The organism is Sulfurisphaera sp. (assembly GCF_059755235.1).
In genome coordinates, this window is the sequence record NZ_DBPRYF010000039.1 from 58,036 (window position 1) to 71,962 (window position 13,927).

The following is a 13,927-nucleotide window of genomic DNA, read 5'->3' on the forward strand; positions in this document are numbered from 1 at the left end:
ATTTTTTCACCTTGTAATTCCCTTTTCAAGATCCTCCACGAGAAGCATAAACTCGGGTTTACTTTCTAATCTTTTCCTTATTGGTTCTAATATTTCATTTAATTTTCTTGCTGTCGAAAGCTTTAAGTCTAATGGATGTAATTTTCCTTCAGAGTAAACTTTTTCTAGTTCTTCATACGATTTAAATTCTATGTCTCCACCAAATTTGATATCTCTTTCTATCTTAAGCGTCGCACCATCTCTTGAGAATATTAAATATTTAGCAATTTGAAGTACTGGATTATCTACGACTACTCCCTTTGGACAGTATGCACTTCTTAATTTAGCTTCTACAACTTCTGGCTTATCGTGAACGAAGATAGCAGTCTCCGGTTTTGATTTACTCATCTTAACATTTGCCATGTATTCGTCTTCTTCAACTCCTTCCATTCTTTGACCTCCTTGCAATTCAATTAAAAGTGGTGTGTGTATTGCAATTACTTTCTTCTTTCCAAGTTTATCAGCAACGTCCCTAGCTAACATATGAGCTTTTCTTTGATCAGTTCCTCCTAAAGCAATATCTAAATCTTGATAAATAATGTCAGCAACTTGCATTGCGGGATAAATTAGTTTTGATGTATCTAACTCTGCTTCTTCTGCTTTTCTTCCCATAATTGTTAATGCTCTCTTCATCCTAGCCAGGCTCGTATTCTTGGCTATTCTAATCACTAATGCCCAATAGTTACTATCTTTGACAAGATCTTCTGCATATACTATTTTTACTTTGTCCATATCAACGCCATAGGCTCTTAAAACTTCAATTGCATAATTGCCAGCTAATTTTATCTTTTCTAAATCTCCACCTAGTTTGTCATTTATCCATGCATGCCAAGTCGCTACTAATACTGACATATCTACTCCAGCGTCTACCAGATCCTTGAGTTTTTGAGCCCATATGAGCCAACCTATGTGAAATAGACCACTTGGCTCAAAACCTATATACCCTTTAAGTTTTTGGTTTTCTTCAAGTTTCTTCTTTAATTCTTCTGTTGTTACGATTTCTGCAGTATTTCTAGATATAATTTTAAGCTTGTCCTCCACATTCAAGTAAGTATCCCCAAATTAAGAAAGGTAAAGGTAATAAAAAATTCTATTCCTCAATTAGAAACTGCTTTAAAAGAACTACAATAGGATGAGTCTTACCAAGTTTATCTTCAAGGTCATTAATTATTTCATCTAAATCAATATCATTTTCAATCACTTTTTCAATCAGTTTTTCACTAAATTTGTAGTAATTAACGAAATCATTTTCATTTATAGAATCTTCATCATTTAACAACTTCATATTAGTTTGACTCTCCTTCTCTTTAATGAGTGAATAAAGATATTCATTAACAACCCTTTCTATGCATTCAGAGGAATCACAATACTGTAGCTTATCCAAACTAGAGAAGAATCCAGGTGGCATATAATATCACAGTAATTTAATAAAAAGTGGTAAAAAAGCTATTATTCTCCCATACTCTTTACTAATAAAGTCCTTGTTCTAGGTCCGTCAAACTCTAATAAAATAACTCTTTGCCAAGTTCCTAGATCTAATTTACCTTCTGTGATCGGGACTATTCTAGAATTTCCTATTATTGCCGAAATTATATGTGCATGTCCGTTATTATCTATAAGATTATGTTCAAATTCACCCTCTGGTGGGACTAATTTCTTTGCCCAGCTTAGATAATCTTTCATTAAACCACTTTCAGCCTCATTTATAATTACTGCACAAGTAGTATGTTTTACTATAACATGCGTTACTCCTTCTTTTATGCCTTGAACTGCTTCTGCAACTAAGTCCGTTACATCTATACTATCGAATTTGTTTCTTGTTTTTACTGCAAATTCCTTTGTAACTATTTTCATAAGCTATTATTGTTATACTTGAATATATGGATTTAGAAGGAATTGCTCGAAAACTTTATCCGAATAAAGATGAGATTAAACGTAAGCTTTTGGAGGAAATCGAGTTCTACAAAGGAAAGGATTACCCTTTAAAGGAAAAAGTTATAGAGGCGATTATTAAAGAAGTTTCTAATTCAATAAATGCTAAAGGAGATATTTTAGAATATCCAAGATCAAATATAAAGGCTGGAGAGGCGGGACTAGGTTCCAGAGGAATTGGAGACCACATAATACATAATAAGATCCTAGAAATAGCAGGGTTACAAAGCTATGAGGATGCAAGAATAAATCAAGGTATAGTAGCTGCTATTGACGGTATTCATTCGCGTTTATCATACTTTCCATTTTTAGCAGGGTTTCATGCAACTAAAGCAGCCTTAAGAGATATTATGGTAAAAGGTGCAGAACCAGTTGGGGTAATAGTTGATATTCATCTTTCAGATGATAGTGACGTAGGTATGTTATTTGATTTCGAAGCTGGCGTTTCAACAATAACAAATGCTTTAAACATACCAATACTTGCTGGGAGTACTTTAAGAATTGGAGGAGATATGGTTATAGGAGAAAGGATAAGCGGAGGAATAGGTGCAATTGGTCTTCTCAAGGGGAAGTACTTTTCAAGAGGTAATGTAAGTGAAGGGCAATATATTGTCATGACAGAAGGTAGTGGTGGAGGTACTATAACCACTACTGCAATATATAATCAATATTACGATATAGTTAATGAAACTTTGAGCATCAAGGACTTGTTAACTTGCAAAATTATAGCACAAGAGCTTTCTGATGAGGTTTCATCAGTAACAGATGTCACTAATGGTGGTATAAGATCATCTGCGTTAGAAATAGCTGAAAATCAGCTGACTTTTAGGATAGATAAATCGAAATTTTTATCTTTAATTAATCAGAAAGTCCTTAACATGTTAGAAAGTTTAAAGATAGATCCTTTTGGAATATCTATAGATTCTATTTTAATATTTACTTCTAACCCAGAGAGAGTAAAGGAGAAACTTGTATTAAGGGGAATAAAAGCAGAAATAGTAGGCCAGGTACTTGGATATCAAGGATATCCTATAATTGATGAAAACGGAAATTCATTGAAGCCCATGTTCAGAGAGTCTCCATATACCCCAATTAAACAAGTAATAGGCAATTACTCTCCTTACTCTGAATCCACGTTAGAGAATCAACTCAAAATTGCAGCTGAACTAGCTAAGGCCAAGAAAGAAAAAGTATTGAAAACTTTAAAAGGGAGTTAAGTATTAGGAGTATCAGTTGATATTTAATGTCTCAGCAACAGCAGTTCAAATATATTGTTAGGCTTTTCGGGCAAGATGTAGATGGTACTATGAAAGTGCCTTATGCCCTTTCTATGGTAAAGGGCATAGGTTATAATACAGCTAGAGCAATAACATTCAAACTTGGAATAGACAAAGACAAGCGTTTTGGCGAACTTAGTGATGAAGAAATCAAAAAGATAGAGAACTATTTAACGGATAAGAAAATCCCAGAAATTCCTTCATGGATGTTTAACAGAAGAAAAGATTATGATTCTGGCTTGGATGTGCATTTAGTGACTTCTGATCTTATTTTCTATGTAAGGAATGATATAGAAAGAGAAAAGAAGATTAGGAGCTGGAGGGGTGTCAGGCACTCTTTAGGTCTAAAAGTAAGAGGGCAGAGAACTAAAACAACAGGTAGAACTGGAGGTACTGTTGGTGTAAGAAGAGCTAAAGGTGTTCAGCCTCAAGCAGCTGCCCAACAGAAAGCTCCTTCAGCACCAGCTCCTTCAGGTGGCGGTGAAAAGAAACAAGGGTGATATAAATGGGAGATCCTAAGAAAAGTAGAAGGAAATGGGAGGGCCCAGGTCATCCCTGGATAAAATTAAATCTAGATAAGGAACAAGTATTAATAGGAAAATACGGACTAAGAAACAAGAAGGAAATATGGTTGGCAGAGACAATAATAAGGAACTTTAGGCATCAAGCTAGATCATTATTAGCTTTACCACCAGCTGAAAGGTCAACTAGAGAAAAACAATTAATTCAAAAATTATATAGATTTGGAATTATAGAAAAAGAGAGCGCTTCTTTAGATGATATTTTAGGTCTTACCGAAGAAAGTTATTTAGAGAGAAGATTACAAACAATTGTATTTAAGAAAGGATTAGCAAGGAGCATTTACCAAGCAAGACAACTAATAACACATGGCCACATAGCTATCGGAGGTAAGAGAGTTACTTCTCCAGGGTATATTGTGTTAAAAGAGGAGGAAGATTTAATAGACTATTACCCAACTTCAACATTCAAACAAACTCCTCCAACACAACAAGGTGAGGAAAATGTCCAGTAGACGTGAAATTAGATGGGGATTAGCTAGAATATATGCATCTCAGAATAACACTCTAATTTCAATAACAGATATAACTGGTGCAGAAATCATATCAAGAGCATCTGGTGGAATGGTAGTAAAAGCGGATAGAGAAAAACCTTCTCCTTATGCTGCAATGCTAGCAGCTAATAAAGCTGCCAATGACGCATTTGAAAAAGGAATTTCTGCAATTCACATTAAAGTTAGAGCACAAGGTGGATATGGTTCTAAAACTCCTGGTCCAGGGGCGCAGCCAGCAATTAGAGCGTTAGCTAGAGCAGGGTTTATAATAGGAAGAATTGAGGATGTGACCCCTATACCTCATGATAGCATTAGAAGACCTGGAGGTAGAAGAGGAAGAAGAGTCTGAATCACTATGCCTCTTTCTTTACTTAATAGGCAAGGTAATTCTTTAAGTATAGTAACTGAGGGATATCCGTTAGAATTTATAAACACAATAAGAAGGGCTTGTATTTTATATACTCCAGTTATGGCTGTAGATGAGGTCTATTTTATAGAGAATAATAGCCCTCTTTATGATGAGATGCTTGCTCATAGACTTGCAATGATACCTTTCTCTAGCGAAGAGGCTCTAGGTCATTATAGGCCTCCAGAGGAGTGTGTAGATTGTAAAGAAAACTGCGAAGGGTGTTATAATAGAGTGTATTTAGATGTAGAGGCAAAGGAAGGAGAGACATTAATGGTTTATTCGAAGGACCTAAAATCTGATGATCCTTCAATTGTCCCAGTATCTGGAAATATACCAATAGTTTTGCTAGGGCCTAAGCAAAAAGTTACACTTGAAGCTAGGTTGAGGTTAGGTTATGGAAAGGAGCATATTAAATACAGTCCTGTTAGTGTTGCAGTAGTAAGATATTATCCTCATGTAGAAGTAAATGGAAATTGCGAGAAAGCCGTAGAAGTATGCCCAGAAAAGGTATTCTCTCTAGAAGGAGGCAAAGTTGTAGTAAAGAATGAAATGGCCTGTACTCTTTGTGAAGAGTGTTTAAGGTACTGTGATAATATTTTTATTTCCTCCGTTCCTAATAAGTATATTTTGGAAATCGAATCAGTTGGTGTTTTAAACCCAGACAGAATTTTAATAGAGGCTGGGAAAAGTTTATTACGTAAACTTGATCAATTAGAAAAACTGGTAGAGGGAATATAAGATGGTCGCAAGAACAGGTAGTACAAATATTATGGTTAGAAAACTTATAGAATCATTAAATAAGCAAGAGAAACTAATTTGGAAGAGAGTAGCTGAAGAACTTCAAAAGCCAAGCAGAAAACGTTCTTATATTAATCTTTATAAAATAAATAAGTATACTAAGCAAAATGAGGTTGTAATTGTTCCTGGGAAAGTATTAGGTGTTGGTAATTTAGACCATCCTGTTACTGTTGCAGCCTTCTCATTTTCTAAGTCTGCAAAGGAAAAAATAGAAAAAAGTGGAGGTAAAGTTATGAGCCTTTATAAAGCACTTGAAGAAATTAAAGATTTTAAGAATGTGAGGTTGATGAGAGAATGAGCGAACAATTAGTTATTGTAAATGCTGAAAATCAAATTCTAGGAAGAATGGCAACTCACATTGCTAAGTTACTAATACAAGGTAAGAAAGTAGTGGTTGTCAATTCAGAGAAAGCGGTTATAAGTGGTCCAAGAAGTAGAGTTGTTCAAGGCTATCAATTAGTTTTTGGCGTGAGAAAGTTTCAAAATCCTGAGAAGAATACTATAAAAAGACCAAGGAATCCTATAAATATAGTAAAAAGGACTGTTAGAGGAATGTTGCCAAAAATTAAATCTAGGCAAACAATGCTTAAGAATTTAATAGTATACATTGGAGTTCCGGAAGAATATAAAGATAAGCAAATGATTAGATTTGAAGATGCTGATGTGAAAAGATTGAAAGGTAAATATATAACTGTTGGTGAATTATCGAAAGTATTAGGAGGTATGACTCAATGAGCCAGCAGTCCCAAGTAATAATCACTCACGCTAGAAGAAAGATGGCAAGAGCTAGGTGCTACTTAACAGCTGGTAAAGGAAGAGTATTTGTAAACGATACTCCTTTAGAGATAATACCAGAGGAAATGCTAAGAATGAAAATAATGGAACCATTGCTGTTAGCTGGAGAGAAGATTGCATCTTCTATAGATGCGAAAATCTATATAGAAGGGGGAGGAATTATGGGTCAAGCTGATGCTGCGAGAATGGCTTTGGCAAGAGCACTAGTAAAGTTTACTGGTAGCAGTGAATTAATTGAAATCTACAAAGTGTATGACAGAACTATGTTAGCTGGAGACCCAAGACAGACCGAATCGGAGAAGTGGATGAGATACAGTGCAAGAAGATGGAGACAAAAAGCCTATAGGTGACATAGATGCTTATCCCCGTTAGATGCTTTACATGTGGTTCTCTCATTGGTGATAAATGGGAACCCTTTGTTAGTAGGGTTTCAGCCGGTGAAGACCCTGGTAAAGTTTTAGATGATTTGGGTGTTAAAAGGTATTGTTGTAGGAGAATGCTTTTATCTCATGTGGATATTATAAAGGAGGTAGTTCATTATACTAGACCAATTTGAGGTGTTAGGTTATGAGTGAAAAGGAAAAAGAAGGTCAATTAAGTGAAGAGGAAAAAGCAGAGTTACAAAAGTCAGAGAAAGGTGCAGTAATTGAGTTATTAGTACCGCTAGATACTTATCTCTCTGCTGGTGTTCATATAGGTACCCATACATGCACAAAATATATGGAAAAATTCGTGTATAGAGTTAGACCAGAAGGACTTTATGTATTAGACGTAAGAAAAATAGATGAGAGGTTAAGAATAGCTGCGAAATTCTTAGCACGCTTTACGCCAGAAAACATAGTAACTGTAACTTCCAGACCTTATGCTTATACACCAGTTTCAAAGTTTGCAGAAGTTGTAAGGGGAAGATCGATTGTAGGAAGATTTCCTCCAGGGATATTAACTAATCCGTACTTACCTACACATATTGAGCCAGAAGTTCTTGTAGTTACAGATCCTAGAACCGATTTACAAGCAATAAAAGAGGCATCAGAGACTGGTATCCCAGTAGTTGCTTTTTCAGATACTGATGCTAAGGTTGATTTTGTTGACTTAGTTATTCCAGCTAATAATAAGGGAAGAAAATCTCTAGCATTACTTTATTGGGTATTAGCTAGACAAATATTGAGAGAAAGAAGAGAGATAGCACCAGAAGGGGAGATACCACAGAGAGTTGAGGACTTCGAAACGAGGCTTGTAGAATGATAAGATTACCTGCTGTGGCAGGTGCCTTTTATGAAGGTGAAGCAGATAAATTAAAAAAACAAATTGAAGAGTCTTTTTTACATCCTCTCGGACCTGGTAAGATTCCTCAAGTACCTTCACAAAAAGTAAAACGTGATAACCTTTTCTTTATTGTCCCTCATGCTGGTTATATGTATAGTGGGCCGGTAGCTGCTCATGCTTATTATTACTTAGCTTCTGAAGGTACTCCAGATACTGTAATTATTTTAGGCCCTAACCATACTGGTTTAGGTTCTTACGTTTCTATTTGGCCAAAAGGGAAATGGAAAACCCCGTTAGGGGAAGTTGAAATTGACGAGCAAATTGCAATGGATCTAGTTAGAGAATCTGAAGTTATTGATATTGATGAGAGGGCTCATTTGTATGAGCATTCGGTTGAAGTCCAAGTGCCATTTCTTCAATATTTCTTTGATTCAAAAATTAAGATTGTACCTATTGTAATCATGATGCAAACACCAGAGATATCAGAATTTATTGCCGAAGGTATATATCGGGTTATGAAGAAATATTCAGATAAGGACATAGTTGTTATTGCTAGTAGTGATTTGAACCACTACGAACCTCATGATAAGACAATTGAAAAGGATAACATGGTAATTGATAAAATCACTCAGTTAGACTACAAGGGCTTGTTTAATGTAGTTGAGGAAAAAGATGTTACTGTATGTGGATTCGGTCCTATAATGACAGTTCTTATTTTGGCAAGGAAGTTTAATAAAAGACCTTATGTGTTAAAACATGCAACATCCGGAGATACATCTGGAGATAAGAGTTCTGTAGTGGGTTATCTTTCAGTGAGGTTCGGTGATTAGTCTACCTATACCGATTTTTGGTATTCCGCTAAAAGGCGTAAATAACCCTATCCTAATATCTTTTTATAACACAAACTCTCAGATAGTTGAAGAGCCCCCAGAATTACCTAATGAGTTTTTTGATAATTTTAGAGAGGCTACTGGTTTCTCATGTAATGTAAATATTAACCTTAAGGGCAAAATTCCTTTTTCCTCAAAATATGTATATCTTTCTTATCTCTATTTTAAAAAATCAATAGAAAAATGCAAACTTCCAATATCTGATGAAGAGATGAATAATGTACTTGAAATGATAGATGACTCGCTATACAATTCTGAGTTGATAAGAGGTTTAAGAAAGGCCCTTCTATTAAATAAAGATATTTTATATAGAGATGGAGAAGACCCAGTAACGGTAAATCCTAGAAAATTTAAGGTTGAATTAATATATAGTTATCCAATTGATCTATCCTCTTTTACTTATATCGATAATTCCTTAGTTCATCTTCTCGGCATACTACCTGTTGAATTTGCAGAAACGAGCGATTTAAACCTCATAAGGGTCGAAAATGGCTTATGGTTTTCCTTGTATTCTATTCCGTCACCTACAAGATTAGATTGGAAAGTAATTTGGGATTTAAATAATGCAAGTGTTATTGAATTAAGGGGTGAAGGTAATTTCAATAACTAACAGGAAAATAGAGCACGTTGAAATATGTCTTTATGAAGATGTAGAAATTGGAAGCACTTTGATTGATGACGTAAAGCTTGTTCACCAGTCTCTTCCGGGTTTCTCCCTCTCTGATGTAGATACATCAACTAATTTTCTAGGAAAGAAGATGTCAGCTCCAGTAATAATAACTGGTATGACAGGCGGGTTACCAGAATTAGGTAGGATAAATGAGACTCTTGCTGAGGCTGTTGAGGAGTTAGGACTAGGTATGGGTGTTGGGAGCCAGAGAATAGCTATAGAAAGGAAAGAAACTAGAGAAACCTTTGCAATAACAAGAAAGAAAGCGCCTAGTGTACCGTTAATTGCTAACCTTGGAGCCCCTCAGTTTGTTAAAGGTTATGATTTAAAGCAAGTTGAGGAAGCAATTCAAATGATTGAAGCAGATGCTATAGCAATTCATTTCAATTCTTCGCAAGAAGTTTTTCAACCAGAAGGAGAACCCAATTATTCTATTGATATTCTCTATAAGCTTATTGATATAGCTAAATCTATTAGAGTTCCGGTAATAATTAAAGAAAGCGGATCAGGACTATCAATGGAAGTAGCCAAGACATTTTATGAGAACGGAATAAAACATTTCGACACTTCTGGTGTTGGCGGTACAAGTTGGGTTGCTGTGGAAATGTTTAGGGGAATTAGGCGGAATAATTGGAAAGCAGAAAGTGCCAAACTATTCGCTGACTGGGGAATTCCTACAGCCGCTTCAATAGTAGAAGTAAGAAACTCTGCACCAGAAAGTACAATTATTGGAAGTGGAGGGATAAGGAACGGTTTGGACGTAGCTAGGGCCATAGCATTAGGTGCAGATATTGGAGGATTTGCTTTACCTGCATTAAAAGCAGCAGTCAAGGGGAAAGAAGCTCTAATAGAGTTCCTAAACAAGGTTATTTTTGAACTAAAGGTCGCTATGTTCTTGAGTGGGAATAAGGATTTAAAAAGCTTGAAAAAGACACCAATAGTTATAAACAAAGAGTTAAGGAACTGGCTAGATTCTAGAGGGATAAATTTATCTTATTATGATAATGTTAGAAAGAGAAGAACATGAGTTTTGAGAATTACTTTAACGAAATAGTTGCTAACGTAAACAAAAAGATAGAAGAGTATATAAAAGGTAATATAAAGGACTTATACGATGCTTCTTATTACTTATTTAGTGCAGGAGGAAAGAGATTAAGACCATTAATCTTAGTTGCGTCCTCAGATCTTTTAGGAGGGGAAAGAGATAGAGCTTATTTAGCTGGTGCTGCAGTAGAAGTTCTTCATACTTTTACCCTTATTCATGATGATATAATGGATCAAGATACGACAAGGAGAGGAATGCCAACTGTACACGTCAAATGGGGAATACCTATGGCTATTCTTGCAGGTGATCTACTTCACGCTAAAGCCTTTCAGTTGTTAAACGATGCTTTTAAGGGTACACCTAGTGAGAGAATAACAAAGGCTTTTTCTATTTTTACCAATTCCATAATTGTTGTTTCTGAAGGTCAAGCGTTAGACATGCAATTCGAGGATAGAAAATATGTAAGTGAAAAGGAGTATCTTGACATGATAATGAGAAAGACAGCGATGTTATTTTCAACTTCAGCGTCTTTGGGTGGTTTGATAGCTGGAGGGAATGAAAAAGATGTAGAAGCATTGTCACAGTATGGACTTAACCTTGGTATCTCATTCCAGATCATTGACGATATTCTGGGATTAACAGCTGATGAAAAAGAATTAGGTAAACCATTATTTAGTGATATAAGAGAAGGGAAAAAGACAATTTTGGTTATAAAGGCTTTTAAAGAAGCTAATGACGAAGAAAAGAAAATAATGGATAAAACGTTAGGTAACAGAAACGCTACTAAGGAAGAACTGTCTACTTGTGCTGAAATAATAAAGAAATACTCTTTAGAATATGCGTATGATTTAGCTGATCAGTATAGGAATAAAGCTTTAGAAGCCCTTCAGTCAATCAGCTGGAAGAATGATGAGGCTGGAAAGGCTTTAAAATATCTGGCGGAGTTTACGGTAAAAAGGAGAAAATGAATCCTGCTGATATTATTGTTTCAGCGTTAATAGGGTACTTAACTACCTATATAGTCACAGTATGGATAATAAAAATTTCTAGAGCTAGAGGTTTTGTTGGTAAAGATGTCAATAAACCCGATAAACCTGAAATTCCAGTATTGGGAGGAGTTAGTATAGTAGCTGGATTCGTAGCAGGTTCTTTTTCTTATCTTCTTCTCACGGATTTAAGCCCGGGTAAAGAAGAGATAGAAAAGGTTGTTGTATCCGTACTTCTTTCATCGCTTTTAATAGGTTACTTAGGTATTCTTGATGACGTGTTAAATCTAAGGCAAGCAGTAAGAGCTTTTACACCAATTTTTGCTTCAGTTCCTCTTATATTGTATAGTTCTGGTCATTCCGCAATTTCAATTCCATTCTTCGGTATTGTAAATTTCGGATTGTTATTTTACATATTAATATTACCTGCTGCTCTAACAATTACTGCTAATGCATTTAACATGCTTGAGGGACTTAATGGTTTGGGAACTGGTATGGGCATAATCATGGCTTCAACCCTAGCCTACATAGGGTTGAGATCAAATGGGCCTTCCTTCTATGCTGGTATCTTGGCTTTAATATTAGCTTTTGTTCTTTTCTCTTTCTTGTTGTTTAATAAGTACCCCGCAAAAATCTTTCTGGGTAATATAGGTACCTACTTTATTGGTTCTGTTATAGGTTCTATAGGTATAGCTGGTTATATGTACACTGCTCTCTTCTTTCTTTATATACCTTATGTAATAGAGTTCGTGTTGAAAGCTAGGACTAAATTCAAAGGAGTCTCTTTTGGTAAAGTGTCGCCAGAGGGTTACCTATATTGGGATGATAAACCAAACTCTCTAACACATATTGTTATGAAATTAGGAAAGTTCAAAGAATACCAAGTAGTAGCTATTTTGTGGGGAATTGAAATAATATTTGCAATATTAGCTATTATCTTCCAAGAAGTTGTTATTAGGATATAAGTTTTTTATACTTTTTAAACAATTAGATATTAATGCGTGCTGCAGTTCTCTTTAACTATAAAGAACCATTAAAAATAGAAGATGTTGAGATAGATGACCCTAAGGAAAACGAAGTAATGGTACAAGTAACTGCAACTGGGATGTGCCATTCAGATGTTAATGTATTTGTTGGAGCAACCCCGGTTCCTCCACCAGTGGTTGCTGGCCATGAAATATCTGGGATAGTGAAAAAAGTAGGTCCCGGAGTTACGAGAGTAAAACCAGGTGATAAAGTAATTTCAGCATTTATCCATCCTTGCGGTAAATGCAGGAACTGTATTTCTGGTCATGAAAATCTATGCGAAACGTTCTCTTCCGTTAGATTAAAAGGAACTATGTTTGATGGAACTACGAGACTTAGGTTAAAGGATGGCACTCCAGTTAGGACTTTTCTTGGTGGAGGATTTGCGGAGTATGCTGTTGTACATGAAAATGCCTTAACTGTCGTTCCACAAGACACTAATTTAGAGAAAGTAGCAGTTTTAGGATGTGCTGGTATTACCGGTTATGGTGCTGTTGATTCTGCGAAGATTGAGCCTGGTGAAACTGTTGCTGTAGTAGGTGTTGGTGGAGTAGGACTCTCTGTTATTCAACTCTTAAAAGCAAGTGGAGCTGGAAGAATAATAGCTTTAGGTACTAAAAAGTGGAAGTTGGAAAAGGCAATGGAATTTGGAGCTACTGACGTAATAAACACAAAAGAAACCGATCCTGTAAAGGCTTTGAAGGAAATGACTGGTGGAGGTCCAGACGTTGTAATAGAAGCTGGTGGGACACAAGATACTATTCAAATGGCTATAGAATCAGTTAGGATTGGCGGTAGAGTAGTTCTTATTGGTTTACCTCCAGTATCTGCCCAAATCCCATTAAGGATAGCAATGGTTGTAAGAAATGGAATAACTATAATAGGAAATTATGGTGGAAGACCAAGAGTTGATATGCCGAGATTATTAGAATTGGTTAAGACTGGTAAATATGATCCAAGTAAGCTAGTTACTGGCAGATTTAAACTAGAAGAAATTAACGAGGCAGTAAAATTATTAGAGGAAGGAGAAGCAATAAGAAGCTTGATAATACCTTGAAGGGAATTATTTTTGATTTAGATGGCACTTTAGCTAATACAGCTTTTATCCATAAGGAAGCATGGGAAGCCGCATTAAACAAACTTGGCATAAAAAGTGAAGTAAAAATTGAGACACTTTTAGGCAGAAAAACAGCTGAAATAGCAAGGATTTTAGCCAATGATAAATGGAAGGAGTTAATGGATGTCAAAAATCAGGTTTATATAGAACTTGTAAAAGGAAAAGCGAAGAGAACTGAGTGTGCAAAGGAAATAATAGATAAAGCAAAAGAGAAAGGATATAAAATAGCCATAGTTACATCCTCAAACTCTATTTCTGCTAGAGAAGTACTTGATACTATACAAATATTTCCAGATCTCTTAGTAACCGGTGATGAGGTTAAGAATGTAAGCCGGATCCGGAAGGAGTTGTTCTAGCTCTCAATGGACTTAATTTAGATCCTCAATCTTCTATAGGTATTGGAGACACAGAAGTTGATGTAGTAGCTTTTAAGAATGCTAAGTTAGGTAAGATCTATCTAGTAAAATCTGAGGTGCCAATAAATGAGGAAAGAGTAAGAAGTGTGGGTGTTAAGATAGTGAATTCTTTATGTGAAATATTAGAGGAGTTAAACTAATTAGCCTAAATGAGGATTTATTAATTGGTCGGGAAGGGTGGGGGGTCTC

20 protein-coding genes are annotated in these 13,927 nt (G+C 35.6%); 17 read left to right on the plus strand and 3 right to left on the minus strand.

The window, feature by feature from the left end:
- Positions 1 to 6 precede the first annotated feature (6 nt).
- Genes AC3OCB_RS06525 through AC3OCB_RS06535 form a run of 3 tightly spaced genes read right to left on the minus strand, consistent with a single transcriptional unit; the run spans position 7 to position 1,893 of the window.
- Positions 7 to 1,086 carry a tyrosine--tRNA ligase gene (locus AC3OCB_RS06525; RefSeq protein ID WP_498341519.1) on the minus strand — a complete coding sequence of 360 codons (1,080 nt, stop codon included), beginning with the start codon at positions 1,084 to 1,086 and terminating at the stop codon, positions 7 to 9.
- A 43-nt stretch (positions 1,087 to 1,129) separates the two neighbouring features.
- Entirely contained in the window at positions 1,130 to 1,447 is a 318-nt protein-coding gene (locus AC3OCB_RS06530; protein WP_498341520.1) for a hypothetical protein, read from the minus strand.
- A 41-nt stretch (positions 1,448 to 1,488) separates the two neighbouring features.
- Positions 1,489 to 1,893 (minus strand): secondary thiamine-phosphate synthase enzyme YjbQ, encoded by a 405-nt coding sequence (locus tag AC3OCB_RS06535; RefSeq protein WP_498341521.1) that lies wholly within the window; start codon positions 1,891 to 1,893, stop codon positions 1,489 to 1,491.
- Between the two features lie 26 nt (positions 1,894 to 1,919).
- Between AC3OCB_RS06535 and AC3OCB_RS06540 the strand changes: the two genes are divergently transcribed.
- From AC3OCB_RS06540 to AC3OCB_RS06620, 17 genes are read left to right on the plus strand one after another with little or no spacing between them, the layout of a single operon-like run.
- A complete protein-coding gene (locus tag AC3OCB_RS06540) occupies positions 1,920 to 3,188 on the plus strand; it encodes an AIR synthase-related protein (RefSeq protein WP_498341522.1) in 1,269 nt (422 codons plus the stop codon).
- Between the two features lie 26 nt (positions 3,189 to 3,214).
- Positions 3,215 to 3,748, plus strand: a complete 534-nt coding sequence (locus AC3OCB_RS06545; RefSeq protein ID WP_498341523.1) for a 30S ribosomal protein S13 — start codon at positions 3,215 to 3,217, stop codon at positions 3,746 to 3,748.
- Positions 3,749 to 3,753: 5 nt separating this feature from the next.
- Complete coding sequence (locus tag AC3OCB_RS06550; protein ID WP_498341525.1) at positions 3,754 to 4,281, plus strand: 30S ribosomal protein S4; 528 nt, start codon at positions 3,754 to 3,756, stop codon at positions 4,279 to 4,281.
- Positions 4,271 to 4,669, plus strand: a complete 399-nt coding sequence (locus tag AC3OCB_RS06555) for a 30S ribosomal protein S11 (protein WP_498341527.1) — start codon at positions 4,271 to 4,273, stop codon at positions 4,667 to 4,669. Before AC3OCB_RS06550 ends, AC3OCB_RS06555 begins: the two co-directional genes overlap by 11 nt.
- A 6-nt stretch (positions 4,670 to 4,675) precedes the next feature.
- On the plus strand, positions 4,676 to 5,467 hold the full coding sequence (locus AC3OCB_RS06560; protein WP_498341529.1) for a DNA-directed RNA polymerase subunit D: 792 nt from the start codon (positions 4,676 to 4,678) through the stop codon (positions 5,465 to 5,467).
- 1 nt (position 5,468) lies between these two features.
- Positions 5,469 to 5,825 (plus strand): 50S ribosomal protein L18e, encoded by a 357-nt coding sequence (locus tag AC3OCB_RS06565; RefSeq protein ID WP_498341530.1) that lies wholly within the window; start codon positions 5,469 to 5,471, stop codon positions 5,823 to 5,825.
- Complete coding sequence (locus AC3OCB_RS06570) at positions 5,822 to 6,262, plus strand: 50S ribosomal protein L13 (RefSeq protein ID WP_498341531.1); 441 nt, start codon at positions 5,822 to 5,824, stop codon at positions 6,260 to 6,262. The genes AC3OCB_RS06565 and AC3OCB_RS06570 overlap by 4 nt, the downstream gene beginning before the upstream one ends.
- Entirely contained in the window at positions 6,259 to 6,672 is a 414-nt protein-coding gene (locus AC3OCB_RS06575; protein ID WP_498341532.1) for a 30S ribosomal protein S9, read from the plus strand. The genes AC3OCB_RS06570 and AC3OCB_RS06575 overlap by 4 nt, the downstream gene beginning before the upstream one ends.
- Before the next feature lie 5 nt (positions 6,673 to 6,677).
- Complete coding sequence (locus AC3OCB_RS06580; protein ID WP_498341533.1) at positions 6,678 to 6,878, plus strand: DNA-directed RNA polymerase subunit N; 201 nt, start codon at positions 6,678 to 6,680, stop codon at positions 6,876 to 6,878.
- An 11-nt stretch (positions 6,879 to 6,889) separates the two neighbouring features.
- Entirely contained in the window at positions 6,890 to 7,567 is a 678-nt protein-coding gene (rpsB, locus tag AC3OCB_RS06585; RefSeq protein ID WP_498341535.1) for a 30S ribosomal protein S2, read from the plus strand.
- Positions 7,564 to 8,418, plus strand: coding sequence for an AmmeMemoRadiSam system protein B (gene amrB, locus AC3OCB_RS06590; RefSeq protein ID WP_498341536.1), 855 nt, complete (start codon positions 7,564 to 7,566; stop codon positions 8,416 to 8,418). The genes rpsB and amrB overlap by 4 nt, the downstream gene beginning before the upstream one ends.
- A complete protein-coding gene (locus AC3OCB_RS06595; protein ID WP_498341537.1) occupies positions 8,411 to 9,088 on the plus strand; it encodes a hypothetical protein in 678 nt (225 codons plus the stop codon). The genes amrB and AC3OCB_RS06595 overlap by 8 nt, the downstream gene beginning before the upstream one ends.
- Entirely contained in the window at positions 9,066 to 10,175 is a 1,110-nt protein-coding gene (gene fni, locus AC3OCB_RS06600; RefSeq protein ID WP_498341538.1) for a type 2 isopentenyl-diphosphate Delta-isomerase, read from the plus strand. Before AC3OCB_RS06595 ends, fni begins: the two co-directional genes overlap by 23 nt.
- A complete protein-coding gene (gene gds / locus AC3OCB_RS06605; RefSeq protein WP_498341539.1) occupies positions 10,172 to 11,161 on the plus strand; it encodes a geranylgeranyl diphosphate synthase in 990 nt (329 codons plus the stop codon). Before fni ends, gds begins: the two co-directional genes overlap by 4 nt.
- Positions 11,158 to 12,144, plus strand: coding sequence for an MraY family glycosyltransferase (locus AC3OCB_RS06610; protein ID WP_498341540.1), 987 nt, complete (start codon positions 11,158 to 11,160; stop codon positions 12,142 to 12,144). The genes gds and AC3OCB_RS06610 overlap by 4 nt, the downstream gene beginning before the upstream one ends.
- A gap of 32 nt (positions 12,145 to 12,176) precedes the next feature.
- The gene (locus AC3OCB_RS06615; protein WP_498341541.1) at positions 12,177 to 13,262 is read left to right on the plus strand and encodes a zinc-binding dehydrogenase; all 1,086 of its coding nucleotides are present in this window, start codon (positions 12,177 to 12,179) and stop codon (positions 13,260 to 13,262) included.
- Positions 13,259 to 13,678 carry an HAD family hydrolase gene (locus tag AC3OCB_RS06620; protein WP_498341543.1) on the plus strand — a complete coding sequence of 140 codons (420 nt, stop codon included), beginning with the start codon at positions 13,259 to 13,261 and terminating at the stop codon, positions 13,676 to 13,678. The genes AC3OCB_RS06615 and AC3OCB_RS06620 overlap by 4 nt, the downstream gene beginning before the upstream one ends.
- Positions 13,679 to 13,927 lie beyond the last annotated feature (249 nt).

Bases quoted from the DNA above. Each gene is read 5' to 3' on its own strand.
- AC3OCB_RS06545 (WP_498341523.1), top strand. From the start codon at position 3,215: ATGTCTCAGCAACAGCAGTTCAAATATATTGTTAGGCTTTTCGGGCAA.
- AC3OCB_RS06575 (WP_498341532.1), top strand. From the start codon at position 6,259: ATGAGCCAGCAGTCCCAAGTAATAATCACTCACGCTAGAAGAAAGATG.
- AC3OCB_RS06550 (WP_498341525.1), top strand. From the start codon at position 3,754: ATGGGAGATCCTAAGAAAAGTAGAAGGAAATGGGAGGGCCCAGGTCAT.
- AC3OCB_RS06580 (WP_498341533.1), top strand. From the start codon at position 6,678: ATGCTTATCCCCGTTAGATGCTTTACATGTGGTTCTCTCATTGGTGAT.
- AC3OCB_RS06615 (WP_498341541.1), top strand. From the start codon at position 12,177: ATGCGTGCTGCAGTTCTCTTTAACTATAAAGAACCATTAAAAATAGAA.
- AC3OCB_RS06540 (WP_498341522.1), top strand. From the start codon at position 1,920: ATGGATTTAGAAGGAATTGCTCGAAAACTTTATCCGAATAAAGATGAG.
- gds (WP_498341539.1), top strand. From the start codon at position 10,172: ATGAGTTTTGAGAATTACTTTAACGAAATAGTTGCTAACGTAAACAAA.
- rpsB (WP_498341535.1), top strand. From the start codon at position 6,890: ATGAGTGAAAAGGAAAAAGAAGGTCAATTAAGTGAAGAGGAAAAAGCA.
- AC3OCB_RS06565 (WP_498341530.1), top strand. From the start codon at position 5,469: ATGGTCGCAAGAACAGGTAGTACAAATATTATGGTTAGAAAACTTATA.
- AC3OCB_RS06555 (WP_498341527.1), top strand. From the start codon at position 4,271: ATGTCCAGTAGACGTGAAATTAGATGGGGATTAGCTAGAATATATGCA.
- AC3OCB_RS06570 (WP_498341531.1), top strand. From the start codon at position 5,822: ATGAGCGAACAATTAGTTATTGTAAATGCTGAAAATCAAATTCTAGGA.
- amrB (WP_498341536.1), top strand. From the start codon at position 7,564: ATGATAAGATTACCTGCTGTGGCAGGTGCCTTTTATGAAGGTGAAGCA.
- AC3OCB_RS06530 (WP_498341520.1), bottom strand. From the start codon at position 1,447: ATGCCACCTGGATTCTTCTCTAGTTTGGATAAGCTACAGTATTGTGAT.
- AC3OCB_RS06560 (WP_498341529.1), top strand. From the start codon at position 4,676: ATGCCTCTTTCTTTACTTAATAGGCAAGGTAATTCTTTAAGTATAGTA.
- AC3OCB_RS06610 (WP_498341540.1), top strand. From the start codon at position 11,158: ATGAATCCTGCTGATATTATTGTTTCAGCGTTAATAGGGTACTTAACT.
- AC3OCB_RS06535 (WP_498341521.1), bottom strand. From the start codon at position 1,893: ATGAAAATAGTTACAAAGGAATTTGCAGTAAAAACAAGAAACAAATTC.